This is a genomic window from Streptococcus salivarius (genome assembly GCF_000785515.1).
GTDB lineage: Bacteria > Bacillota > Bacilli > Lactobacillales > Streptococcaceae > Streptococcus > Streptococcus salivarius.
The window spans coordinates 1188106-1211760 of sequence record NZ_CP009913.1 but is presented as its reverse complement, the minus strand read 5'-3'; the positions used below and the strand labels follow the sequence as shown (position 1 = coordinate 1211760).

Genomic DNA, 23655 nt, shown 5'->3' with positions numbered 1-23655 from the left:
GCATCTTAAACTAAATCTGATATAATATAAGTAAAGTAAAGCCAAGTCTTTGGCTTTTTTTAAAGAGTTTAAATCATATTTTACTAAGAAAATAAAGAGGAGAGATATACATGGCTACTATTCAATGGTTTCCTGGTCACATGTCCAAAGCTCGTCGACAAGTTCAGGAGAATCTTAAGCATGTTGATTTTGTAACAATTTTAGTGGATGCACGTTTGCCACTGTCAAGTCAAAATCCCATGCTAACTAAAATTGTTGGCGATAAACCAAAACTTTTAATTCTCAATAAGGCTGACCTTGCTGATAGTAATCGTACAAAAGAGTGGCGTAGCTATTTTGAGAGTCAAGGGATTAAAACCTTGGCCATCAATTCCAAGGAACAATCTACAGTTAAAATGGTGACAGATGCTGCTAAGAGTCTTATGGCTGACAAGATTCAACGACTACGTGAACGTGGTATTCAGAAAGAGACCTTGCGAACCATGATTATTGGGATTCCAAATGCAGGGAAATCTACCTTGATGAATCGTTTGGCTGGTAAAAAAATTGCCGTTGTAGGAAATAAACCTGGTGTGACAAAAGGTCAACAGTGGTTGAAGTCTAATAAGGACTTGGAAATTCTGGATACTCCTGGGATTTTGTGGCCTAAGTTTGAAGATGAATTAGTCGGCTTGAAGCTTGCTTTGACCGGAGCTATCAAGGACCAGCTTTTGCCAATGGATGAAGTCACGATTTTTGGACTCAACTATTTTAAAACTTACTATCCTGAACGTTTAGAGGAACGCTTTAAAGGGATTGACCTTGAAGAAGAGGCACCAGAAATCATTATGGAAATGACTCGAAAACTTGGCTTCCGTGAAGATTATGACCGTTTCTATAATCTATTTGTCAAAGAAGTTCGTGATGGAAAACTAGGACGTTACACACTTGATATTGTTGGGGTCGATACTGATGGCGACAATTAAAGAAGTCAAAGAGCAATTGGCCACTTTGACAGACCTTGACGATCATCGATGGGCAAGTTTTGAGGAAGACAGTCGAGCTGGTGTACAGACTGCCATTAAGCAACGCCGTAAAGCTATCCTAGCTGAGATTGCTGAGGAAGAACGCTTAGAGATGATGCTCAGTTATGAAAAATCGCTTTATGCTCAGGGAGTTGAACTCATTGCAGGTGTTGATGAAGTTGGACGTGGCCCTTTGGCTGGGCCAGTGGTAGCTGCAGCGGTTATTTTACCAAAGCTTTGCAAAATAAAAGGTCTTAATGATAGTAAAAAAATACCAAAATCAAAACATGAAGCTATTTATAAGCAGGTCATGAAGGAAGCGGTAGCTGTCGGGATTGGTATAAAGGACAATCATGTGATTGACGATGTTAATATTTATGAAGCAACCAAGCTTGCTATGGTTGAAGCTATTGAAAAACTTAGTCCCAAACCAGAACATTTGTTAATTGATGCCATGACTTTGGACTTACCAATAGGACAAACATCAATTATAAAAGGGGATGCTAATTCTTTATCAATTGCGGCAGCATCTATCGTAGCAAAGGTAACCCGGGATAAGATGATGGCTGATTATGATCAGGAGTTTCCTGGTTACGCATTTGCCAAAAATGCAGGCTATGGTACCAAGGATCATCTGTCTGGCCTAGATAATTTTGGTGTTACTCCAATTCATAGAAGGAGTTTCGAACCAATAAAGTCAATAATAAAAAGTAGGTGAAGTGGTGTGATTTTAGCTATTGATATTGGAGGAACCTTTATCAAGTTTGGGTTAGTTGATGATGATTTTAAGATTAGCAATCAATCTAAAGTTCCAACACCACCAACGTTAGACGACTTTTGGTTGACTTTAGAGCATATTGTCTCGTCTCACAAGGATATCATTTCTGGGATTGCCATTGCGTGCCCAGGAGAAATAAATAGTAAACGCGGCTTTGTGTTCAAGGGCGGTCTTATCCCATATTTAACGGCTATTCCTCTTGGGTCACGATTGACTAAAACATTTCAACTGCCTGTAAAGGTTATCAATGATGCTGACGCAGCAGCCTTGGCAGAAGCCAGATATGGAAGCTTACAAGACTTAGATTGTGGGGCAGCCTTGGTTTTAGGTACGGGTGTTGGTTTAGGACTTGTTTCACAGAAGGACTTGCTTTCACCTCTGTCAGTCACCCAATATCTGCGAGCTCCAAGTTCCCAAAGCATGAGTCAAACCTCTCTACCTTTTCAGTGGGAATTGTTTATGCATGGCTTAGCAAGCCTTGTCGATAATAAGGGGTCTGCAGTAGGCTTTGTTCATGAAGCCAGTCAATTACTTGGGTTAGATCAAGACGATGGTCCAGCCGTATTCTCAGCTATAGAGGGAAATCAATCGGAAGAGCTAAATCTTTTATTTAAAGACTATTGTCATAAAATTGCTGTTCTTGTGCTAAATTTGCAGAGCTTCTTTAGGCTGGAGAAAGTTGTTATCGGTGGTGGTATCAGTAGGCAAGGTACTTTAATAGAAGGAATAAGTGATGCCTATGAGGAGTTATTTAAGGATAAGCCTGAATTAGGTTTTGAGCCCATAACTATTCAAGCCTGTCATTTCCATAACGATAGTAACCTACTAGGCGCGGCGTCTTATTTTGCTTCTGAAAATGATTTGTAATCACGGAAAGTTCCATAATGGAGCTTTTTTCTTTTCTGTTACGAATAATGAAAAGGAGGTATCTATATGAATAATTTTGAACTTTTTAAACTTAAAGCCGCTGGGTTGACGAATTTGAATATCATAAATATTTTGGACTACCAAAAGACTCAAGATAGAAAATTGAGTTTACGTGATATGGCAGTGGTATCCAAGTCTAAAAATGCCGTTCTTTTTATGGAAAAGTATAAGAGTTTAGATATTAAGCAACTCAAAGAACAGTTTGAACGTTTTCCTACGTTATCGATTTTTGATAAAGAATATCCCATTGAGCTGAAGCATGCCTATAATCCTCCTGTTCTCCTTTATTATCAGGGGAATCTTGATTTACTGAGTAAACCAAAGCTAGCAGTTGTTGGGGCAAGAAAGTGTTCTGAAACAGGCAAACAGTCTGTCCGTAAAATTGTTAGTGAACTTGGGAATCACTTTACTATTGTGAGTGGATTGGCGCGTGGGATTGATACTTGTGCGCATATGGAGGCCTTGAAAAATAAGGGAAACACTATTGCAGTTATCGGGACTGGACTTGATGTTTATTATCCTAAAGAAAATAAAGCTTTGCAGGACTATATGGCTAAAAATCATTTAGTTCTTACTGAATATGGACCGGGTGAGCAGCCTCTCAAGTACCACTTTCCTGAACGCAATCGGATTATTTCTGGATTGTGTCAAGGAGTTATGGTTGTAGAAGCTAAGCTTCGCTCAGGAAGTCTGATTACTTGTGAGCGTGCCATGGAAGAAGGTAGAGATGTTTTTGCTATTCCAGGAAATATTTTAGATGGAAAGTCAGATGGATGTCATCACCTAATTCAGGAGGGTGCAAAGTGCATCACGACAGGGTTTGACATTCTTTCAGAGTTTTCTTGAAAATCAAAGTTCTCCTATAGAGATAAAGTTTTTTATTGACAGTTAAAGAAAAGGACGGTATCATGTTAGTTGCTCGGTCCAAGATGTTTCATTTTTTAATGTCTTGTGACTAGAATTTAGACAAATTAGTGGCGCAGCCAGTTTATAACAATATAAGGAAATAGTCTATGGCGACAGCAACGACAACAAAAACGAAAACTAAAACAACAAAGAAAACGACAGCCAAAAAGGCGACTAAAAAGAGAGCGACACCAAAGAAAAATTTGGTCATCGTGGAGTCTCCTGCTAAAGCGAAAACGATTGAGAAGTATCTTGGCCGCAACTATAAAGTTGTAGCCTCTGTTGGGCATATCCGTGATTTGAAAAAATCAAGTATGTCTATTGATTTTGAAAACAACTACGAACCTCAGTACATTAATATTCGAGGTAAGGGACCTCTTATCAATGAATTGAAGAAAGAAGCTAAAAAAGCCAAGCAAGTCTTTCTCGCAAGTGACCCGGACCGTGAAGGGGAAGCCATTTCATGGCATTTGTCACATATTCTTGGATTAGAGCCAGATGATAAGAATCGTGTTGTTTTTAACGAAATTACTAAAGACGCAGTAAAAAATGCCTTTGTAGAACCACGCGCCATTGACATGGACTTGGTAGATGCCCAGCAAGCTCGTCGTGTCTTAGACCGTATTGTGGGTTACTCTATTTCACCGCTTCTATGGAAGAAGGTTAAGAAAGGTCTTTCGGCAGGTCGTGTACAATCAGTAGCGCTTAAGCTTATTATTGACCGTGAAAATGAAATTAAGGCCTTTAAACCAGAAGAATACTGGACTATTGATGGTGCTTTTAAGAAGGGTGCTAAGAAGTTTCAGGCTAGCTTCTATGGTTTGGATGGTAAAAAGCTTAAGCTCAACAATAATGACGATGTTCAAGCCGTTCTCTCTCGTATCACAAGTGATGACTTTAACGTAGATAAAGTAGAGAAAAAAGAACGCCGTCGTAATGCGCCATTGCCATATACAACATCATCTCTCCAACAGGATGCTGCCAATAAGATTAACTTCCGTACACGTAAGACCATGATGGTTGCCCAACAGTTGTATGAAGGAATTAATCTGGGTTCAGGCGCTCAAGGTTTGATTACTTATATGCGTACGGACTCAACACGTATCAGTCCAGTGGCACAAAACCAGGCTGCTGAATTTATTACGGAACGCTTTGGTTCTAAGTATTCAAAACATGGCAGCAAGGTGAAAAATAGTTCGGGAGCACAAGATGCCCATGAGGCTATCCGTCCTTCAAATGTTTTCCAAACGCCCGAAAGCATTGCTAAGTATTTGGATAAGGATCAGCTCAAGCTTTATACTCTTATCTGGAATCGTTTTGTGGCGAGTCAAATGACAGCTGCTGTATTTGATACGATGAAGGTGACCTTGTCTCAAAACGGAGTCATTTTCACTGCAAATGGTAGCCAAATCAAGTTCGATGGTTATATGGCCGTTTACAACGACTCTGATAAGAATAAAATGCTTCCTGATATGGCAGAAGGTGATACGGTTAAGAAGGTTGTGACAACGCCTGAACAACACTTCACGCAACCACCAGCCCGCTATTCTGAAGCGACTCTGATTAAGACGCTGGAAGAAAATGGTGTTGGTCGTCCGTCAACTTATGCACCGACACTTGATGTTATTCAACGTCGTTACTATGTCAAATTAGTAGCTAAACGTTTTGAACCAACAGAACTTGGTGAAATCGTTAATAGCTTAATCGTCGAATTCTTCCCAGACATCGTGGATGTTAAATTCACAGCTGAGATGGAAGGGAAACTCGATAAAGTTGAAATCGGTAAGGAACAGTGGCAAAAGGTTATTGATGAGTTCTTCAAACCTTTCCAAAAAGAATTGGAAAAAGCTGAAGAAGGTATTGAAAAAATCCAAATCAAGGATGAGCCTGCCGGTTTTGATTGTGACCTCTGTGGTCACCCAATGGTCATCAAACTTGGTCGATACGGTAAGTTCTACGCATGTAGCAACTTCCCAGATTGTCACAATACTAAAGCCATTACCAAAGAAATTGGCGTTACTTGTCCAACTTGTGGTAAAGGTCAGGTCATCGAACGTAAGACAAAACGAAATCGTGTCTTTTATGGCTGTGATCGCTACCCTGACTGTGAATTTACATCTTGGGATATCCCTGTTGGACGTAACTGTCCTAAATCAGGCGATTATCTTGTCGAGAAGAAAGTTCGTGGTGGCGGTAAGCAAGTTATCTGTAGTAACGAAGAGTGTGACTACAAAGAATCGATTGTTAAATAAAAAGAAAGCTATCTCAAGTTAAGTCTTGAGATAGCTTTTTTGCATTTTATCAAAAAAACTGATACTTTCCTTAAATTTGTTTTTTATACTAAGCATGAAAAGAAAGGAGAGTAAGTGGTTTTCTGATATTAGGTAAATATAAGCTTATATTGAAAACAGAACTATTCTAAAAGAGGTGTACAAATGCAAATAACTGTTAAACAACTTTCAAAATCCTACAAAGATAAGACTATCTTAGACAACATCACATTTACAATTGAATCTGGAACGGTTTCTGGTCTATTAGGAGTAAATGGGGCTGGTAAGTCAACTCTGATGAAAATTCTTTTTGGTTTAGTCCAAAAAAGTAGTGGAGAAATTCGATTTGATGGATCATCCAAAAACAAACATTTATTAGGTGCATTAATCGAAGCACCTGCAATTTATCACAACCTTTCGGCTTTTGATAATCTAAAAACAAAAGCGTTGTTATATGATATTCCTGATTCAAAAATTTTTGAAACCTTGGAAATAATTGGTCTTTCAAATACTGGAAAGAAAAAAGCCGGTAAATTTTCATTAGGTATGAAGCAGCGACTTGGGATTGGTATGGCCATTTTAACTGATCCCCAATTTTTAATTCTAGATGAGCCTACTAATGGCCTTGATCCCGATGGTATAAATGAATTGCTAGACCTTATTCGTTCCTTGAAAGCAAAAGGGATGACAATTCTGGTTTCCAGTCATCAACTTCTAGAAATTAGTAAGGTTGCTGATCATATTCTTATTCTCGATAAAGGTAAGATTCAATATGATGGTGAAAACAAAAATGTAGATAGTCTTGAGAGACTCTTCTTTAAAATTGTTCATGGGGGTTAATGATATGCAAAAGATATTCTATTCGGAATTGCTCAAATTACGACATTTAGGAACGACTAAATTCTTAATCATCATACCATTTTTAACTGTTCTTATAGCCTTTTTAATGGGAGGGTTACAGATTTTTGTTCCTTTCTCGGTTTATTGGTGGGAAGCTATCTTTTTATATCTTGTAAATGGTCTTTTGTTTATAGTCGATAGACGATTAGAAGACCAGGCTGGGCATTTTCAAAATGTTACAAATGGATATTTCACTTGGAAAATTAGCTTGATAAAAATGGTGCTTATAGGAATGAGGACATTGATTGCTAGTTTATTCTTACTAGCTTTCCTTAGTCTCGTTGCATTTATTTACACAGGTTTTATTCCGATGAATATTCCTAAAACAGCTATTTCCTTAATCTTAATTTGGATGACAACTTTATGGAACATTCCTTTACTTTATCTGATGTCTAAATACATGAGCCAATTCATCCTATTAGCTCTTAATACATTGGTTTGTCTTTTAATAGCACCCTTTATTGCTCAGAGTCCACTTTGGTTCGTTTTCCCCTATACTTATCACTATAAAATAGCTCAATTTTTATTAAATCTTAAACCATCGGGGGATATTATTGTAAATACGAATCATACTAGCATTTTTCAGGTGTTACTTACGATGATGCTATCAATAGTAGTGACATTGCTTTTATCTTTTTCACTGCAAAGGAGACAATTAAATGCTAAGGAGTGAGTTACTTAAATTAAAGAATACTTTCGGTCTTTATCTTATTCTCAGTTTTGCTGTCTTAGAGATCATTACAATTCCAATGTATGTGAGCTTCGTTCCTAATGGTTTTTCTCTAACTAATTTAGCCATATTATCTTTTTTATGCTATCCACTATTGACATCATTTTTGTCAATTTTAGGGATTGAACAAGAAAAACACGCTAATCATTATCAAGAAATATCGAGTTACCCTAAGCAAAGACGTTTATGGTTGGCTAAACTTTTGATAGTAGACCTAACCCTTAGCCTACCTTCTTTATTTAGTTGGCTTATCATAAACCTCCTTCTTATGAATAGTGTGAATGGATTTGTAGTAAGTCTATCAAGTTGGATGTTAATAGTCTTTCTTAATCATTTTCACTACTTTATACAAGTGAGTCTGAACAGTGTTAGTAATATTATTATCTCTATGGTTGAAATTATTTTTATTATTTTTGCTAGTAATAAAGTTTTCTTGTCTACTCATTGGCTTCCTATTGCTTTACCTATCAATAGCCTTATCCTTAATGATCGGAGCCAACTCAATTCCCTTCCTTTATGGATTGTTGGGGTGACTTTGTTATTTATTTGTTTTTTGCCAATAAATTCAAAATCTTATTAATAGATTTATCTACTTTACGCCTTGTCAGTTATCTTCTATAGATGATATGATAAGGGTAACTTTGTACGAAAGGAAAGGTTATGGCTCAGATACTTGTTGTTGATGATCAGGAAGATATTGTTCAATTGGTTGCAAAGGCTTTAGAGCTCCAAAATCATAAGGTGACGGGGCTTACAAGTGTTTTAGATTTGGATAAGAACTCGTTGCCACGGTTTGACTTGATTTTACTGGATATCATGATGCCTGATGTTGATGGTCTCCAGTTTTGTCATGAGATTCGGAATCAGGTGGATTGCCCCATCCTCTTTATTACAGCCAAAACGCAAGAGGCTGATATTGTCCAAGGCTTGACTTATGGTGCTGATGATTATATTTGCAAGCCATTTGGGGTTAAAGAACTTCAAGCGCGTGTGGCTGCTCACTTGAGACGTGAACATCGTGAGCGCCATCATAAGTTATTAATTGGAAATATTCAGTTTGATTTGTCTGCTCAGGAGCTTTATGTTGAGAATCAGTTGTTAGATTTGACTAAGTCAGAATATAGTATTTGTCAGTTTCTGGCTGAAAATAAGGGCCAAGTCTTTTCCAAAGAACAAATCTACACGCATTTGTACGGCTATGAGGATAAAGGGAGTCCGACAGCAGTGGCCGAACATATTAAAAATATCCGTGCAAAGCTCAAAGATGTTGGGCAAAATCCTATTGAAACAGTCTGGGGGATTGGTTACAAGTGGCACTAATTAAAAAACGAGAGTACTCTCTAAGAACAATCTTGTTATCTTATGTCGTCAGTCTTACAGTTCTCTCTGTAATCAGCAGTCTTCTTATTTTTTATATTTCTACCTTCGGTGTCATTCCAGCAAATCAGGTAGAGATTGATTTATCTGCTGTGAGAAATGATATTGAGACTTCTAAGGTCTTTAATCCCGATATCTTACCCGATGGTACTAGTTATGTTTTTTTAACTAGGGAATTTAAGCTTAAGAAGTCTAACATGCCTGTTAATCTGCAAGAGGAATCCTTATTAAATTACCAATTCAAGAATGCTCATGGTGGCAAGTATGGGTATTTTCAGTCATTTGAACGATCAGATGGGATAGTCATTGTCAATTATCAACTATCACCTCGGTATCGTAATGAGTGGTTGAACCAGCATTTTCCTAATGCTAATCTATTGATGATTGGCTCAATGATGGTGACTGTCCTACTCATATTTATTACTTTAACTTTTTACTATGCTAGTAAATTGAGTCGAGAGTTGAGACCAATATTGAAGGCAACAAAGAAAATAGCAGAGCAAGACTTGGATTTTCAAACGCCCAAATCTAGAATTACTGAGTTTAACCAGGTTTTAAGTGGTTTGGATCATATGCGTGTAGCACTTCGTGAGTCTTTGATGGAAAATTGGAAGGCAGAGCAAGATAAACAAAATCAGATTTCTGCTTTGACACATGATTTAAAGACACCACTGACAGTCGCCCGTGGGAATGCGGAACTCTTAGCTATGACGTCCTTGGATGAAAATCAAACGGACTTGTTAGAGCATTTTCAAAAAGGGATTGCACAGGTTGATGCTTATGTGAAAGAGTTGTCCGAACTCAATAAAATGAGTTTGAAGAAAACCTTGACGCTTGAAGAAATTCCAGTTAAGGAATTTGTTGAAGACATTTACGATCAAACCTTGTCATTAGCTCAAACGAAACAAATCAATGTGGTATTTGACAAGAAGGAAATTGAGAAAGAAACCATAGGCAATTGGGACAGGTCTTTGTTGAATCGAGCTTTTATGAATATCATTTCGAATGCGGTAGAGCATACGCCTAGTGGTAGTCAGTTGCTCTTAACTGCTAGGGTAGAAGATGATGAATTCAAGTTTATCTGCCTTGATTCTGGCCCTGGATTTTCCCTTGAATCACTTGAAAAGGCCACTCAGCTCTTTTATCAAGAGGATAAAAGTAGACAGAGCCGCAATCATAGTGGACTTGGTCTGACTATTGCTAATGATATTATTCGCTTACACCATGGTAGTCTTTCTCTTTCAAATGACAATGGCACAGGGGGTGCTAAAGTGACTATCATGTTACCCCTTTAAATACAAATTACTCCTAGTCGCCAGATGAGGAGTTTTTTGCTATACTACTAAGAGAAAAAATGAAGAAAGATTTGTGGGAGCAGGAGTTCATTTTGTTCCCGAAGAGGTATTAGTGTCATGTCTCAATCAAAAGCAGATTATATTAACGTGATTGGAGCTGGTTTGGCCGGATCAGAGGCGGCTTATCAGATTGCCAAACGTGGTATTCCAGTAAAACTTTATGAAATGCGTGGGGTCAAAGCAACACCACAGCATAAGACAACCAATTTTGCAGAATTGGTTTGTTCTAACTCTTTCCGTGGAGATAGCTTGACCAATGCTGTAGGGCTTCTTAAAGAAGAAATGCGTCGCTTGGACTCTATCATTATGCGTAATGGAGAAGCTCACCGTGTGCCAGCTGGTGGTGCCATGGCGGTGGACCGTGAAGGTTATGCAGAAGCTGTTACAGCGGAAATTGAAAATCATCCATTAATTGAAGTTATCCGTGAAGAAATCACAGAAATTCCTGATGATGCCATTACAGTTATTGCCTCAGGACCATTGACTTCTGATGCTCTAGCTGAAAAAATTCATGAGCTTAACGGTGGAGATGGCTTCTATTTCTATGATGCCGCTGCACCAATAGTTGATAAAGCGACTATCGACATGAACAAGGTTTACCTTAAGTCACGCTATGACAAGGGTGAAGCAGCTTATCTAAACTGTCCTATGACCAAGGAAGAGTTCATGGCTTTCCATGAGGCTTTGACAACAGCTGAAGAAGCTCCTTTGAATTCCTTTGAGAAAGAAAAGTATTTCGAAGGGTGTATGCCTATCGAGGTCATGGCTAAACGTGGCATTAAGACAATGCTCTATGGCCCTATGAAACCAGTTGGTTTGGAGTATCCTGAGGATTATAAAGGACCACGTGACGGCGATTTCAAGACACCTTATGCGGTTGTTCAGCTTCGTCAGGACAATGCGGCTGGTAGTCTCTATAACATCGTTGGTTTCCAAACCCATCTCAAATGGGGCGAGCAAAAGCGTGTCTTCCAAATGATTCCAGGTCTTGAAAATGCTGAATTTGTGCGTTACGGGGTTATGCACCGTAATTCGTACATGGATTCGCCAAACTTACTCAAACAGACCTTCCAATCAAAATCAAACCCTAATTTGTTCTTTGCGGGACAAATGACTGGTGTTGAAGGTTATGTTGAATCAGCTGCCTCAGGTTTGGTTGCTGGAATCAATGCAGCCCGTCTCTTTAAAGGTGAAGATGAAGTTATCTTCCCTCATACAACAGCTATCGGAAGCCTCCCATATTATGTGACACATGCTGAAAGCAAACATTTCCAACCAATGAATGTTAACTTTGGTATTATCAAAGAGTTGGAAGGTCCACGTATTCGTGACAAGAAAGAGCGTTACGAAAAAATTGCTGAGCGTGCTCTTAAAGATTTACAACCTTTTATTCAAGCTTAGACAATATTAAAATCCCTTACCGAATTCGGTAAGGGATTTTTCAGATCTAAAAGTATCCAATTAACCAAAGAATTTCTTAGCGATATCTTGACCTTGTTTAATTTTAGCCCATTGTTGTGGTGTTGCCAACTCATTACCTGAGTCACATGAGGCGAAACCACATTGGTGAGAAAGGAAGAGACGCTCTTTAGGAAGGATTTGACTAGCATTTTCAAGCAAGTCAAGAACACGTTCTTCGTCGTCAAGTTCAGTTGTTTTAGATGACAAAAGTCCTAGTACAACTTCAGCTTTGCTATCTTTGAGGGCTTCGAGAGCCTTGATATCACCAGCTGTATCGCTGTCCCATTCAAGGAAGAAGCGATCATAGTGTTGCTCTGCCAAGAACTTCTTAGCAATGGCTTCGTAAGTTCCTTCGGCAGCAGAACGGCTTTCATAGTTACCACGACAGTTGTGTGTCCAAACCGTTAAACCAAGTTCATGAGCATAATCTACAACTTCATTATTGATTGATACAAACTCATCAGCCAATTCTGCCAAATCAGAATTACCTTCCGCAAAGAAACTTGCAGGGTTTGATGGGTCAAAGAGTTCCCAGAGACAGTCGTCAAATTGAACGATTTTTCCACCAACTGTCTTGTATTCTTCCAAGAATTCTTTATAGGCATTAATCAAACCTTTTTTGAGGTCTTCATTTGTTTCATAGACTTGTCCTGGACCAGCCAAACGGTCAAAGATAGCAAGTTCAGTGTAGGCATGAGCAGGTCCCCAGATAGTTTGTTTGGTATCTTCATCACCAGCTTCAGCCTTAACCAATTTATAGATATCTAGGTAATGGTGGTTTTTACCTGAGAGTGGTTCAGTAATACGAATCCCAATATCTTTACGAGTCTCATATTGTCCGCCATCGTGGTCTTTAAATGTATAACCGTGCTCAGCAATGTAACGTTCGATACCTTTGAGACCCCAGACAAAGTCCAAGTGCCACATAGAACGCCCGAACTCACCATCAGTAAGAATATCAATACCGTTAGCCTTTTGGTCAGCCACGATTTGCTTAATATCTGCAGTTTCAGTTTCTTGATAACCAGGGAGGGCATCGTAGAAAGGATACTGGATATCGTCACGGTGCTCGATTTCGTCCTTGTATTTACGGAGATCTGCAGGACGAAGGAGAGAACCAACTAATTGAAATTTAGATTTTGTCATAAGATTCACCTCAAAATAAGATTTTACATCTATGATACTTTTTATTTATTTCGATTGAAAATAGTTATTTTCTTTCTTTGGGTATAGTTTAAGACTATATAAAGTTTTGGTCTGCAAAATGATACTTCCTATGGTAAAATGAAAAGAAAACAATGAAGGTTGGGAACATGCAAAAAACATTTTTTATTATTAAACCAGATGCTGTAAAACGACACTTGATGGGACAAGTGATTGATCGTATTGAACGTCGTGGCTTCATTATTGAACGAATGGAAATGTTGACACTTGACGAAGAACGTCTTAAAGAACATTATGCTCAATTGGTTGATAAACCTTTTTTCCCTAGCATTGCAGAATTTATGATGAGTGGTCCATCAGTGATTGGTATTATTTCTGGTCCAGGTGTTATCAAGTCATGGCGTGATATGATGGGAGCAACCAATCCAGGCGATGCTGCTCCTGGAACGATTCGTGGAGACTTTGCAACCGCACCAGATGGTGACATGATTCCAAATATCGTTCATGGCTCTGATTCAGAAGAATCTGCGGCTCGAGAAATTAAGATTTGGTTTGGTGAGTAGGATGGATTTAGCACAAATTCAGTCAGATCTAGCCAAGGGTGGACTGTTAATTGATGTCAGGAGTCCAGAAGAGTATGCAGAAGGACATGTTAAGGATGCCCTCTTAATACCTCATACCCAGTTTTTCTCTGCTGACATTCCAGCTGAAAAAGACGCTTTCATTTACCTCTATTGTAAAATGGGGCCTCGTGCAGAATTTGCTGCATCGGTCCTTAAAGAGAGAGGCTATACTAAGGTGACTAATCTAGGTGGCTTGGACGATATGGAAGCAATAGGTTTTGAATTTGAAGAATAATAGAAATAAGGTCACCTCAAGGTGGTCTTATTTGTTTTCAGAAAAGTTTGATAATTACTTGACAACGTTTTCATAAAGGGGTAGAATTTTAATTGAGTTAAGACAAAGCCTATGAAAAATGACTTTGCCAGAACTTGACTAACTTAGCGTATTCCAATTGAGATAAGGCTTCTTATTAAGCTAGTGACTCTAATTGGTAGAGGAGGATTTCGTATGTCAAAAGTTGCTATTGTTACAGGTGCAGGTCAAGGTATTGGTTTTGCGATTGCAAAACGTTTGGTTGAAGATGGTTTTAAAGTCGGAGTATTGGACTACAATGCTGAAACTGCAGAAAAAGCGGTTGCTGAATTGTCAGCAGATAAAGCATTTGCAGTTGTAGCTGATGTATCTAAACAAGCTGAAGTAGCAGCTGCTTTCCAAAAAGTTGTTGATCACTTTGGCGATTTGAATGTTGTTGTTAATAATGCCGGTGTGGCTCCAACAACACCTCTTGATACAATTACTGAAGAACAGTTCCAACGTACATTTAACATCAATGTCGGTGGTGTTATTTGGGGTGCTCAAGCTGCACAAGCACAATTTAAAGCACTCGGTCATGGTGGTAAAATCATCAATGCAACATCTCAGGCTGGTGTCGTTGGTAACCCTAACTTGACTGTATATGGTGGTACTAAATTTGCAGTGCGTGGTATTACTCAAACTTTGGCGCGTGATTTGGCTGATTCAGGCATCACTGTCAATGCTTATGCACCAGGTATCGTTAAGACTCCAATGATGTTTGACATTGCCCACGAAGTTGGTAAAAATGCTGGTAAAGATGATGAATGGGGTATGCAAACTTTTGCTAAAGATATTACCCTCAAACGTTTGTCTGAACCTGAAGACGTAGCAGCAGCAGTTAGCTTCCTTGCTGGACCTGACTCAAACTACATCACAGGTCAAACTATCATCGTTGATGGTGGTATGCAATTCCATTAAGATTGAAAGGGAGAGCGAAAGGCTCTCTTTTTTGCTTGATAAAACATAATATTTCTGATAATATAATCGTAATTAATTATGATTTGAGAGGAGCCTTCCTATGTCAGACATTTTACACTATATTGTTGAGCATCCATTTTATTGCCTTATTCTATTAGGAGTTGTTGTACTAGCCTGTGGGTTGGGGCCATTTTCAAGTGGTTCAACAGAAAACAAGCGCTCAGCAATTATTAATAAGCACTACAACGATACTTTTAAGAAATAAGAAGGACTAAATGCAGTCAGAAAGCAGATATTAGAGATAGGCAAAAGCCTGTCTTTTTTGTATAATAGAAGGTAACGATTAGTTTTTTTATAATCACAAGTAAGAACTAGGAAAGATAAAAATGCCAAATATTGAAGAATTAAAACAACGACAGGAGAAGATTCGTAACTTCTCTATTATTGCCCATATTGACCATGGGAAATCAACCCTTGCTGACCGTATTTTGGAAAAGACTGAAACAGTGTCAAGTCGTGAGATGCAGGCGCAACTCCTTGATAGCATGGACCTTGAGCGTGAACGTGGAATCACTATTAAACTAAATGCCATTGAGCTTAACTATACAGCTAAAGATGGTGAAACATACATTTTCCACCTTATCGACACCCCGGGACACGTGGACTTTACTTATGAGGTGTCACGTTCTCTTGCTGCCTGTGAGGGTGCTATCTTGGTGGTAGATGCAGCTCAAGGAATTGAAGCGCAAACACTTGCCAATGTTTACTTGGCACTAGATAATGACTTGGAAATCTTACCAGTTATCAATAAAATCGACCTTCCAGCTGCAGATCCTGAGCGTGTTCGTACAGAGGTTGAAGATGTTATCGGACTAGATGCTTCTGAGGCTGTGCTTGCGTCAGCTAAGGCCGGTATTGGTATCGAAGAGATTCTCGAACAAATCGTTGAGAAAGTTCCTGCACCTCAAGGTGATGTTGAAGCGCCTCTCCAAGCCCTTATCTTTGACTCCGTTTACGATGCTTACCGTGGGGTTATCCTCCAAGTGCGTGTGGTTAACGGAATGGTTAAACCAGGTGATAAGATTCAAATGATGTCTAATGGCAAGACTTTTGATGTTACTGAGGTTGGTATCTTCACACCTAAAGCTGTTGGACGTGATTACCTTGCGACAGGTGATGTTGGTTATATCGCAGCCTCAATTAAGACTGTTGCGGATACTCGTGTCGGTGATACCGTAACACTTGCAGACAATCCTGCTGCAGAGCCGCTCCATGGCTATAAGCAAATGAACCCAATGGTGTTTGCAGGTCTTTACCCAATTGAGTCAAATAAATATAACGACTTGCGTGAAGCCCTTGAAAAACTCCAGTTGAACGATGCCAGTCTTCAATTTGAGCCTGAAACGTCTCAAGCCCTTGGTTTTGGTTTCCGCTGTGGTTTCTTGGGTCTTCTTCACATGGATGTTATCCAAGAACGTTTGGAACGTGAGTTTAACATCGACCTCATTATGACAGCGCCATCGGTAGTTTACCATGTTAATACTACTGACGGTGAGATGCTTGAAGTGTCTAACCCATCTGAGTTCCCAGATCCTACACGCATTGATGCTATCGAAGAGCCTTATGTTAAAGCTCAAATCATGGTTCCTCAAGAATATGTTGGTGCGGTTATGGAGTTGGCACAACGTAAACGTGGTGATTTTGAAACTATGGAATACATTGATGATAATCGTGTGAATGTTATCTATCAAATTCCACTTGCTGAAATCGTCTTTGATTTCTTTGATAAATTGAAATCATCAACACGTGGTTATGCAAGCTTTGACTATGAATTGTCAGAATACCGTCGCTCACAATTGGTGAAAATGGATATTCTCCTTAATGGTGACAAGGTCGATGCCCTTAGCTTCATCGTGCATAAGGAATTTGCCTACGAGCGTGGAAAACTTATCGTTGATAAACTTAAGAAAATCATTCCACGTCAACAATTCGAAGTGCCTATCCAAGCGGCTATCGGTCAAAAAATTGTTGCCCGTACAGACATCAAAGCCCTTCGTAAAAACGTCTTGGCAAAATGTTACGGTGGTGACGTTTCACGTAAACGTAAACTCCTCGAAAAACAAAAAGCCGGTAAGAAACGTATGAAAGCTATCGGTTCGGTTGAAGTACCACAAGAAGCCTTCTTATCAGTACTTTCAATGGACGAAGATGAGAAATAAGAGTAATAGTCAGAATGTGATGTTCTGGCTATTTTTGTAAAAAAGTTATGATAAAGAAGATTTTAAAGTTTCCCTTCTTGAAGCGTGGAAGGATTTATACTGCGACTATACTAATGCTTTTCTTTTTAGGGAATACATATACAAAGCACAAATTTCATGAAAAAGCTGTAGAAGAGTTACAGATGGCTCTAAAAGCTGATAAGGTCACTAATAATGGGGTTTTTGGCAGTCGCCATCAGTATGTTGCCATTAGTCATCAAGAACCCACTTACTATAATTCTGAAGATAACGTAGCTACTGAGATGATTGGTAGAAATCATTTTGTGCGCTATTACGACACCATGAGTAGTCTCCATCAAGCTCATTTGGTAGTTTATGATATCAACAAAAATTTTGAAAAGAAAATTATTAATTTGACCCCATATTTGAAGAAAATAAAAGATTTTAAAGATATTAAGGAGTTGGCTGTGTCTTTAAGATCGATTGATGGTTATGATTATATTTTCTTGGAGAATTCTCAAAATGATAAGCAATTTGCTTACAATTTAGATACGAATCAATTTTTAACTAGAGACCTACCAGATTATTCTTACAGTAAGGATGAAATGCTTTATTTTGGTGATAAGAGTTCTGCTCGTAATCAGGTGAACGATAGCAACATGTGGGGATATTTAAAGAGAGAAGGAAACTTGGATGAGCTTTTAAGAATGTCACCAGCTCAAACAAACAACCATTTATCAGCTCATCTAAATGTGATCCTAGAGATTGATAATGTAGATACTTCAAAACAAGAGAATCAAATTAATCTATTTAATGAAAATTCTGAAGTTAAGCCTATTTACGAAGAAGCTGTTAATCAGACAACAACAAACAGTAATACCTTAAAGAAATTTAAACTATTGACCCGTCAAGGTAAGGAGGGAGATTTTCCGGTCGGTCCAACTGAGCCAGTGAAAAGCAGCCTACCTAATAAACCAAGCGAGCCAAAGAAAGTTCCAGAATTTAATGTTTTTCCTGATTCTATTTTTCCTATTATAGCTTTAAGTTTTAGTGAGCTTCTTAACCAAAAGGCAGAACAAGACTATCAGAAAGACTATCGAGCTTACGAAAAAGCACGTCAAAAAGCTCAAAAAGATTATGATAGGAAATATGATGCCTATAAAAAGAAATTGGCTCAATATGAGTCCTATAGAGATAGAGAGTACGACAAACAATCACAACTCTATTTTTCTCCTGAAGAGCAGACCAATGATATTTTACATTGGTTGGGAACAAATGGAGAAAATGCGATTGTGGTTTCTGTAGAGGACAGTGCAGGTATTAAAAAAGATATTCATTCTTTTTCTGATATAAAGGATTGGGTGGATAAACATGATTATGATTCCAGTATTAAGTCAGACTTTAGAGACTACAAAGGGGGTGACTAAGTATTCTTGAATGCCAATGAGTCTTCTACAAACCCTACACAAGCATTTTTCTCAGCTTTAGGCTATAATAGACAAAAAGGAATCTTGGGAGGGCCACTATGGATATCATGAGTTTTATCCCCAGTCAGCGACAGGCTATTCTGGAGCGTTTTCAGCAAGTGGAGGCCTTGGGATTAGGCGCAGTTCGTATTGAATTGAAGGTTGCTAATCCTGTTGGCATCATCTATGAATGCTACATTTTGGCAGGGGAGAATTATTTTTCTGATCAAGCAGTGGTATCCTTCCGCATTCTCTATGAAAAGGACTTGGAACGCATTTCTTTGGATGTCGTAGATATCCCTGGTCGCTCAAGCTTGTCTAATTATCTCCAGTTAATAGAGATTTTTGAAGGCTTGCAAAATTATCTTAATCGAGAGTTTGCTAAGGTAAAAAATACATGAACATCTGATAGTAATCAGGTGTTTCTTTTTGTGATGGAAGTTCAAAATTTCACAATCTTTTTTTCACAAGATTGTCTGAAAACTGTGTTATAATGATAACAGAATTGTGAAGTGATAAAAGTTTGTGAAAAAATGAGCAGACTTTGACACTTTGTGACTTATACTTGAAAGGAAAATTGGCTCTATCATTTTAGGGCCAGAAGGACTGTGTTCATGTCAGAAGAAAAGCAATTGTATGGTGCGGATTTAGTGGTTGATAGTTTGATTAACCATGATGTTGATTATGTCTTTGGGATTCCAGGTGCAAAAATCGATAGGGTTTTTGATACTTTGGAAGATAAGGGACCTGAATTGATTGTTGCCCGTCATGAGCAAAATGCTGCTTTTATGGCTCAAGGTGTTGGACGTATCACAGGGAAACCCGGTGTAGTATTGGTAACATCTGGTCCAGGTGTCTCAAATTTGGCTACTGGTTTGGTAACAGCGACAGATGAAGGAGATCCTGTTCTTGCTATTGGTGGTCAGGTTAAGCGTGCAGATCTTTTGAAACGTGCCCATCAATCAATGAATAACGTTGCTATGCTTGAACCGATTACCAAGTATGCTGCTGAAGTACATGATGCTAATACCCTTTCTGAAACGGTTGCTAATGCCTATCGCCATGCTAAGTCAGGGAAACCGGGTGCAAGCTTTATTTCAATTCCTCAAGACGTGACCGATGCTCCGGTCAGTGTTAAGGCTATCAAGCCTATGACAGATCCAAAACTTGGTTCAGCATCTGTTTCTGATATTAACTATCTCGCACAGGCGATTAAAAATGCCGTATTGCCGGTCTTACTTTTAGGGAACGGTGCTTCATCAGAAGCTGTAACTTACTCTATTCGCCAGATTTTGAAACATGTTAAATTACCAGTTGTTGAAACTTTCCAAGGTGCTGGTATCGTGTCACGTGACCTTGAAGAGGATACTTTCTTTGGTCGTGTAGGTCTTTTCCGTAACCAACCGGGGGACATGTTGCTTAAGAAGTCGGACTTGATTATTGCCATTGGTTATGACCCAATTGAGTATGAAGCACGTAACTGGAATGCTGAAATTTCAGCACGTATTATCGTAATTGATGTTGAACCTGCTGAGGTGGATACTTACTTCCAGCCAGAACGTGAATTGATTGGTAATGTAGAAGCAACTTTAGATTTGCTTTTGCCTGCTATTCAAGGCTACAAATTACCTGAAGGTTCAGTCGAGTATCTTAAAGGGTTAAAAAATACAGTCGTCGAAGATGTTAAATTTGACCGTCAGCCTGAAGAAGGTACCGTACACCCACTCGATTTAATTGAAGTTTTACAAGAACAAACGGATGATGATATGACAGTTACCGTTGACGTTGGTAGTCACTATATCTGGATGGCTCGTTATTTCAAATCTTATGAACCACGTCATTTGCTTTTCTCAAATGGGATGCAAACTTTAGGGGTTGCTCTTCCGTGGGCCATCTCTGCAGCTTTGGTTCGTCCTAAGACAAAAGTCATTTCTGTTTCTGGTGACGGTGGCTTCCTCTTCTCAGCACAAGAATTGGAGACAGCAGTTCGATTGAAATTGCCAATTGTTCATATTATCTGGAACGATGGCCATTACAATATGGTGGAATTCCAGGAAGAAATGAAGTACGGTCGTTCATCAGGGGTTGACTTTGGTCCTGTAGATTTTGTAAAATATGCTGAGAGCTTTGGAGCGAAAGGTTATCGTGCAACAAGTAAAGAAGAGTTTGCTAGCTTGCTTCAAGAAGCCTTGGCTCAAACTGTAGATGGACCAGTCCTTATTGATGTTCCAATCGACTATAAAGATAATATTAAACTCGGCGAAACTATTTTGCCAGATGAATTTTACTAAAAAGAGGGTGTAGACATGTCTGAAGCCATAAAATTATTTCAATATAATACTTTGGGAGCCTTGATGGCTGGGCTTTATGGAGGTACTTTAACAGTTGGTGAATTGTTGGAGCATGGAGACTTGGGTCTTGGAACATTAGATTCTATTGATGGGGAGTTGATTGTTCTTGATGGTAAAGCCTATCAAGCTAAAGGCTCTGAAGGTAAAGTCGAAGTGGTAGAAGTTTCTCCAGATGAAAAAGTTCCCTATGCAGCAGTCGTACCTCACCAAGCTGAAGTTATCTTCCGTCAACGTTATGAAATGACTGATAAAGAACTTGAGGATCGTATTGAATCTTACTATGATGGGGTTAATCTCTTCCGTTCTATCAAAATTAAGGGTCATTTTAAACACATGCACGTGCGCATGATTCCTAAATCAAATGCGGATATTAAGTTTGCTGATGTTGCCACTCGCCAACCTGAGTACGAGGTAGATGATATTTCAGGTACCATCGTTGGTATTTGGACGCCAGAAATGTTTCACGGTGTGAGTGTTGCTGGTTATCACCTTCATTTTATTTCAGACGACTTGACATTCGGTGGTCACGTTATGGACTTTGTTATTGAAAATGGTATTATCGAAGTTGGACCAGTTGACCAACTCGATCAACGTTTCCCAGTTCAAGACCGTCAGTATCTCTTTGCTAAATTCAATGTCGATGAGATGCGTGAAGATATTACTAAGGCTGAATAAAATTTTTTAAGACATCAAAAATCATAGAAAGAACTTTCCTAGATAATTAGGGAAGTTTTTTTGTTTTTTAAGGTACTTATATATCGAAGTAGTTGACGGATGTAATTAAAGGTGTTACAATTCGTGCTATAAAGTTCGATATGGAACTAAAACTCAAAGAAAGACATGGTGTTTTATAATGGATTATTTGAAAGTGCTAGTCGAAGAGATTCATTCAGTTGTAGTGGCAACGGTTGATGAAACGGGACATCCGCATACAGCTGTTATGACATGATGTGGGAGGACGGGAAAACAGTTTATTTTTTGACTGCCGATTTTAAACCCCTCTACAAACGGCTTAAGGAAGATGGACGTGTAGCAGTGACAGGGATGACTCAAGGTGCCGGAACTATGGATCGTAAATCTATTTCCCTAACCGGTCAGGTGGAATGGATTGGAAAAGAGCATTTAGAAGAGTTGTTAAAAGCCAATCCATACATGTATGAGATTTATCCGACGGAGGAGGGACGTAGTCACCTACAAGTCTTTCGTTTTAAAAATGCAGTAGGCAATTTTTATTATTTGACGCAATTGCCTCCCTATCAAGCAAGATTTGAAATTGAGGGATGATAAGATGACAAAGATTCAAGATGCAAAGAAAATCATTGAAGAAGCAGATAAAATTGTGATAGGAGCGGGAGCTGGCTTAACCTACTCAGGCTCACGTTTTGAGGTTTTCTTTAAAGATTATATTGTTCGTTATGGCATGCAGGATATGTACTCTGCAGCTTTTTATCCTTTTGAGACCGCTGAAGAGCGCTGGGGTTATTGGGCTAAGCATATCTATCATAATCGTTACCAGCCAGAGGGACTTTCGCTTTATAGAGATCTTTTCGACTTGGTTAAGGACATGGATTATTTTGTGATTACGACCAATGTAGATGGGCAGTTTATGAAGACAGGATTTGCTCCGGAGCGTTTCTTTGAAGTTCAGGGCAATTACGGAGAGTGGCAGTGTTCAGTTCCTTGTCGTCAGGAAGTCTTTGATAATGAAGCGGCTGTCATGGAGATGCTAAAAGAAACAAAGGATTTAAAAATTCCAACTGACTTGCTACCGTATTGTCCAAATTGTGGGGCACAAATGACCATGCATTTACGTGTTGATCAATCTTTTGTCCAAGATGAGACCTGGGAGGCTTCTTATGAAGCTTATCTAGGATTTATAGAAGGGATTGAAGATCAAAAGGTTGTCTTCTTAGAATTGGGTGTCGGATACAATACGCCGACCATCATTCGCTATCCTTTTGAGAAAATGACAGCAGTATTTCCAAAGGCCCATTTGATTCGCCTCAATCGTGATGATCTTGAAGGTTTTGCTGCTACAAAGGAAAAGACAATTTCTATAAATGATGATATGAGGGAGGTACTCCGACAATGGCTAGCAGACTAGAATATTTGATTGATGTTTTAAAAAGCGAGCAAGGATTGACAGAACTAGAGATTCCTGAAAAGGTAGAGGAGCAAGAAGTGTTATATCGGGCTCTTCAAAATGTCCGCTATCCGGCACCAATGACAGCCGACTTTCTCTACCAACAAGACCGTTATTTACAAGAAAAACTAGTAGAAAAAGGAGTTGTAGACTTGAAAGACTTGACTCCCATTCTGCCCAATCTCTACCTGTGGCTACTCGTTTGGCGGTTGATGCCATTGTCAATGCGGCCAACAGTAAGCTTTTAGGTTGTTTTGTACCTAATCATTCGTGTATTGACAATGCCATTCACACAGCTGCAGGGGTTGAATTGCGTCTAGCCTGTCATGAGCTCATGCAGGAGCAAGGAAGGGATGAAACTACAGGTCAGGCAAAAATCACCAAGGCCTACAACCTACCTTCTCGCTATGTCCTTCATACAGTGGGACCCATTATCTATGAAGAAGTGACGGAGTTGGAAAAACGTCAGTTAACGTCATCTTATGAAGCGTGTTTGACCTTGGCTTATGAAAAAGGTCTGAGAAGCTTGGCCTTTTGTTGTATCTCAACAGGAGAATTTCGTTTTCCAAATGAAGAGGCAGCTAAGATTGCGATAGAGACGGTTCTACAGTTCCAGAAAGAACATCCTGATATGGTAGTTATATTCAATGTTTTTAAAGATATTGATTATACGATTTATCAAGCATTATTAAAAAACAATGTTTCTATATAGAAGTAGTTGACGGATGTAACAGACAGTGATACAATAACTTTAATATTTCGATATCG

Annotated in this window: 22 protein-coding genes and 2 pseudogenes; 23 read left to right on the top strand and 1 reads right to left on the bottom strand. The window is 38.9% G+C overall.

Going from position 1 to position 23655, the window contains the following annotated elements:
* Nucleotides 1-110: 110 nt before the first annotated feature.
* From ylqF to trmFO, 11 genes are all read left to right on the top strand, one after another.
* Nucleotides 111-965, top strand: a complete 855-nt coding sequence (gene ylqF / locus SSAL8618_RS05825; RefSeq protein WP_038676138.1) for a ribosome biogenesis GTPase YlqF — start codon at nt 111-113, stop codon at nt 963-965.
* Nucleotides 952-1722 carry a ribonuclease HII gene (gene rnhB, locus SSAL8618_RS05820; RefSeq protein WP_038676136.1) on the top strand — a complete coding sequence of 257 codons (771 nt, stop codon included), beginning with the start codon at nt 952-954 and terminating at the stop codon, nt 1720-1722. The genes ylqF and rnhB overlap by 14 nt, the downstream gene beginning before the upstream one ends.
* A gap of 6 nt (nt 1723-1728) precedes the next feature.
* The gene (locus tag SSAL8618_RS05815; protein WP_038676134.1) at nt 1729-2649 is read left to right on the top strand and encodes an ROK family protein; all 921 of its coding nucleotides are present in this window, start codon (nt 1729-1731) and stop codon (nt 2647-2649) included.
* A 66-nt stretch (nt 2650-2715) separates the two neighbouring features.
* Nucleotides 2716-3555, top strand: coding sequence for a DNA-processing protein DprA (dprA, locus tag SSAL8618_RS05810; protein WP_038676132.1), 840 nt, complete (start codon nt 2716-2718; stop codon nt 3553-3555).
* A gap of 167 nt (nt 3556-3722) precedes the next feature.
* Nucleotides 3723-5867 carry a type I DNA topoisomerase gene (gene topA / locus SSAL8618_RS05805; protein WP_014633069.1) on the top strand — a complete coding sequence of 715 codons (2145 nt, stop codon included), beginning with the start codon at nt 3723-3725 and terminating at the stop codon, nt 5865-5867.
* A 183-nt stretch (nt 5868-6050) separates the two neighbouring features.
* Nucleotides 6051-6725: an ABC transporter ATP-binding protein gene (locus SSAL8618_RS05800; RefSeq protein ID WP_038676130.1), complete on the top strand. Its 675-nt coding sequence runs from the start codon at nt 6051-6053 to the stop codon at nt 6723-6725.
* A gap of 4 nt (nt 6726-6729) precedes the next feature.
* Nucleotides 6730-7458, top strand: coding sequence for a lantibiotic immunity ABC transporter MutE/EpiE family permease subunit (locus SSAL8618_RS05795; protein WP_038676128.1), 729 nt, complete (start codon nt 6730-6732; stop codon nt 7456-7458).
* The gene (locus SSAL8618_RS05790) at nt 7445-8095 is read left to right on the top strand and encodes an ABC-2 family transporter permease (RefSeq protein ID WP_038676126.1); all 651 of its coding nucleotides are present in this window, start codon (nt 7445-7447) and stop codon (nt 8093-8095) included. Before SSAL8618_RS05795 ends, SSAL8618_RS05790 begins: the two co-directional genes overlap by 14 nt.
* Before the next feature lie 80 nt (nt 8096-8175).
* The gene (locus tag SSAL8618_RS05785; protein WP_038676123.1) at nt 8176-8835 is read left to right on the top strand and encodes a response regulator transcription factor; all 660 of its coding nucleotides are present in this window, start codon (nt 8176-8178) and stop codon (nt 8833-8835) included.
* Entirely contained in the window at nt 8826-10187 is a 1362-nt protein-coding gene (locus SSAL8618_RS05780; RefSeq protein ID WP_038676121.1) for a sensor histidine kinase, read from the top strand. Before SSAL8618_RS05785 ends, SSAL8618_RS05780 begins: the two co-directional genes overlap by 10 nt.
* A gap of 117 nt (nt 10188-10304) precedes the next feature.
* Nucleotides 10305-11648, top strand: coding sequence for a methylenetetrahydrofolate--tRNA-(uracil(54)-C(5))-methyltransferase (FADH(2)-oxidizing) TrmFO (gene trmFO, locus SSAL8618_RS05775; protein WP_038676120.1), 1344 nt, complete (start codon nt 10305-10307; stop codon nt 11646-11648).
* A gap of 60 nt (nt 11649-11708) precedes the next feature.
* On the opposite strand, the gene SSAL8618_RS05770 is transcribed toward trmFO, so the two are convergent.
* Nucleotides 11709-12854, bottom strand: coding sequence for a cobalamin-independent methionine synthase II family protein (locus SSAL8618_RS05770; protein WP_038676117.1), 1146 nt, complete (start codon nt 12852-12854; stop codon nt 11709-11711).
* A 167-nt stretch (nt 12855-13021) separates the two neighbouring features.
* Between SSAL8618_RS05770 and ndk the strand changes: the two genes are divergently transcribed.
* From ndk to SSAL8618_RS05715, 12 genes and pseudogenes are all read left to right on the top strand, one after another.
* Nucleotides 13022-13435, top strand: a complete 414-nt coding sequence (gene ndk / locus SSAL8618_RS05765) for a nucleoside-diphosphate kinase (protein ID WP_158084842.1) — start codon at nt 13022-13024, stop codon at nt 13433-13435.
* 1 nt (nt 13436) lies between these two features.
* The gene (locus tag SSAL8618_RS05760) at nt 13437-13730 is read left to right on the top strand and encodes a rhodanese-like domain-containing protein (RefSeq protein WP_038676115.1); all 294 of its coding nucleotides are present in this window, start codon (nt 13437-13439) and stop codon (nt 13728-13730) included.
* A gap of 213 nt (nt 13731-13943) precedes the next feature.
* Nucleotides 13944-14708, top strand: coding sequence for a (S)-acetoin forming diacetyl reductase (locus SSAL8618_RS05755; protein ID WP_002883902.1), 765 nt, complete (start codon nt 13944-13946; stop codon nt 14706-14708).
* 100 nt (nt 14709-14808) lie between these two features.
* Nucleotides 14809-14973, top strand: a complete 165-nt coding sequence (locus SSAL8618_RS10625) for a hypothetical protein (RefSeq protein WP_164712007.1) — start codon at nt 14809-14811, stop codon at nt 14971-14973.
* A gap of 121 nt (nt 14974-15094) precedes the next feature.
* A complete protein-coding gene (gene lepA / locus SSAL8618_RS05750) occupies nt 15095-16927 on the top strand; it encodes a translation elongation factor 4 (protein ID WP_003092624.1) in 1833 nt (610 codons plus the stop codon).
* A 47-nt stretch (nt 16928-16974) separates the two neighbouring features.
* A complete protein-coding gene (locus SSAL8618_RS05745) occupies nt 16975-18354 on the top strand; it encodes a hypothetical protein (protein ID WP_038676113.1) in 1380 nt (459 codons plus the stop codon).
* Nucleotides 18355-18452: 98 nt separating this feature from the next.
* The gene (locus tag SSAL8618_RS05740; RefSeq protein ID WP_038676111.1) at nt 18453-18794 is read left to right on the top strand and encodes a hypothetical protein; all 342 of its coding nucleotides are present in this window, start codon (nt 18453-18455) and stop codon (nt 18792-18794) included.
* Nucleotides 18795-19007: 213 nt separating this feature from the next.
* Entirely contained in the window at nt 19008-20684 is a 1677-nt protein-coding gene (gene alsS, locus SSAL8618_RS05735; RefSeq protein WP_038676109.1) for an acetolactate synthase AlsS, read from the top strand.
* A gap of 15 nt (nt 20685-20699) precedes the next feature.
* Nucleotides 20700-21419 carry an acetolactate decarboxylase gene (budA, locus tag SSAL8618_RS05730; protein WP_002891043.1) on the top strand — a complete coding sequence of 240 codons (720 nt, stop codon included), beginning with the start codon at nt 20700-20702 and terminating at the stop codon, nt 21417-21419.
* Nucleotides 21420-21597: 178 nt separating this feature from the next.
* A pseudogene (locus SSAL8618_RS05725) lies at nt 21598-22028 on the top strand (pyridoxamine 5'-phosphate oxidase family protein).
* 4 nt (nt 22029-22032) lie between these two features.
* Complete coding sequence (locus tag SSAL8618_RS05720) at nt 22033-22848, top strand: SIR2 family NAD-dependent protein deacylase (RefSeq protein WP_038676107.1); 816 nt, start codon at nt 22033-22035, stop codon at nt 22846-22848.
* Nucleotides 22833-23599, top strand: a pseudogene (locus SSAL8618_RS05715) (protein-ADP-ribose hydrolase). The gene SSAL8618_RS05720 and the pseudogene SSAL8618_RS05715 overlap by 16 nt, the downstream one beginning before the upstream one ends.
* The last annotated feature ends 56 nt before the right edge of the window (nt 23600-23655 follow it).

Bases quoted from the DNA above. Each gene is read 5' to 3' on its own strand.
- ylqF (WP_038676138.1), top strand. From the start codon at position 111: ATGGCTACTATTCAATGGTTTCCTGGTCACATGTCCAAAGCTCGTCGA.
- rnhB (WP_038676136.1), top strand. From the start codon at position 952: ATGGCGACAATTAAAGAAGTCAAAGAGCAATTGGCCACTTTGACAGAC.
- dprA (WP_038676132.1), top strand. From the start codon at position 2,716: ATGAATAATTTTGAACTTTTTAAACTTAAAGCCGCTGGGTTGACGAAT.
- topA (WP_014633069.1), top strand. From the start codon at position 3,723: ATGGCGACAGCAACGACAACAAAAACGAAAACTAAAACAACAAAGAAA.
- SSAL8618_RS05800 (WP_038676130.1), top strand. From the start codon at position 6,051: ATGCAAATAACTGTTAAACAACTTTCAAAATCCTACAAAGATAAGACT.
- SSAL8618_RS05795 (WP_038676128.1), top strand. From the start codon at position 6,730: ATGCAAAAGATATTCTATTCGGAATTGCTCAAATTACGACATTTAGGA.
- SSAL8618_RS05790 (WP_038676126.1), top strand. From the start codon at position 7,445: ATGCTAAGGAGTGAGTTACTTAAATTAAAGAATACTTTCGGTCTTTAT.
- SSAL8618_RS05785 (WP_038676123.1), top strand. From the start codon at position 8,176: ATGGCTCAGATACTTGTTGTTGATGATCAGGAAGATATTGTTCAATTG.
- trmFO (WP_038676120.1), top strand. From the start codon at position 10,305: ATGTCTCAATCAAAAGCAGATTATATTAACGTGATTGGAGCTGGTTTG.
- SSAL8618_RS05770 (WP_038676117.1), bottom strand. From the start codon at position 12,854: ATGACAAAATCTAAATTTCAATTAGTTGGTTCTCTCCTTCGTCCTGCA.
- ndk (WP_158084842.1), top strand. From the start codon at position 13,022: ATGCAAAAAACATTTTTTATTATTAAACCAGATGCTGTAAAACGACAC.
- SSAL8618_RS05760 (WP_038676115.1), top strand. From the start codon at position 13,437: ATGGATTTAGCACAAATTCAGTCAGATCTAGCCAAGGGTGGACTGTTA.
- SSAL8618_RS05755 (WP_002883902.1), top strand. From the start codon at position 13,944: ATGTCAAAAGTTGCTATTGTTACAGGTGCAGGTCAAGGTATTGGTTTT.
- SSAL8618_RS10625 (WP_164712007.1), top strand. From the start codon at position 14,809: ATGTCAGACATTTTACACTATATTGTTGAGCATCCATTTTATTGCCTT.
- lepA (WP_003092624.1), top strand. From the start codon at position 15,095: ATGCCAAATATTGAAGAATTAAAACAACGACAGGAGAAGATTCGTAAC.
- SSAL8618_RS05745 (WP_038676113.1), top strand. From the start codon at position 16,975: ATGATAAAGAAGATTTTAAAGTTTCCCTTCTTGAAGCGTGGAAGGATT.
- SSAL8618_RS05740 (WP_038676111.1), top strand. From the start codon at position 18,453: ATGGATATCATGAGTTTTATCCCCAGTCAGCGACAGGCTATTCTGGAG.
- alsS (WP_038676109.1), top strand. From the start codon at position 19,008: ATGTCAGAAGAAAAGCAATTGTATGGTGCGGATTTAGTGGTTGATAGT.
- budA (WP_002891043.1), top strand. From the start codon at position 20,700: ATGTCTGAAGCCATAAAATTATTTCAATATAATACTTTGGGAGCCTTG.
- SSAL8618_RS05720 (WP_038676107.1), top strand. From the start codon at position 22,033: ATGACAAAGATTCAAGATGCAAAGAAAATCATTGAAGAAGCAGATAAA.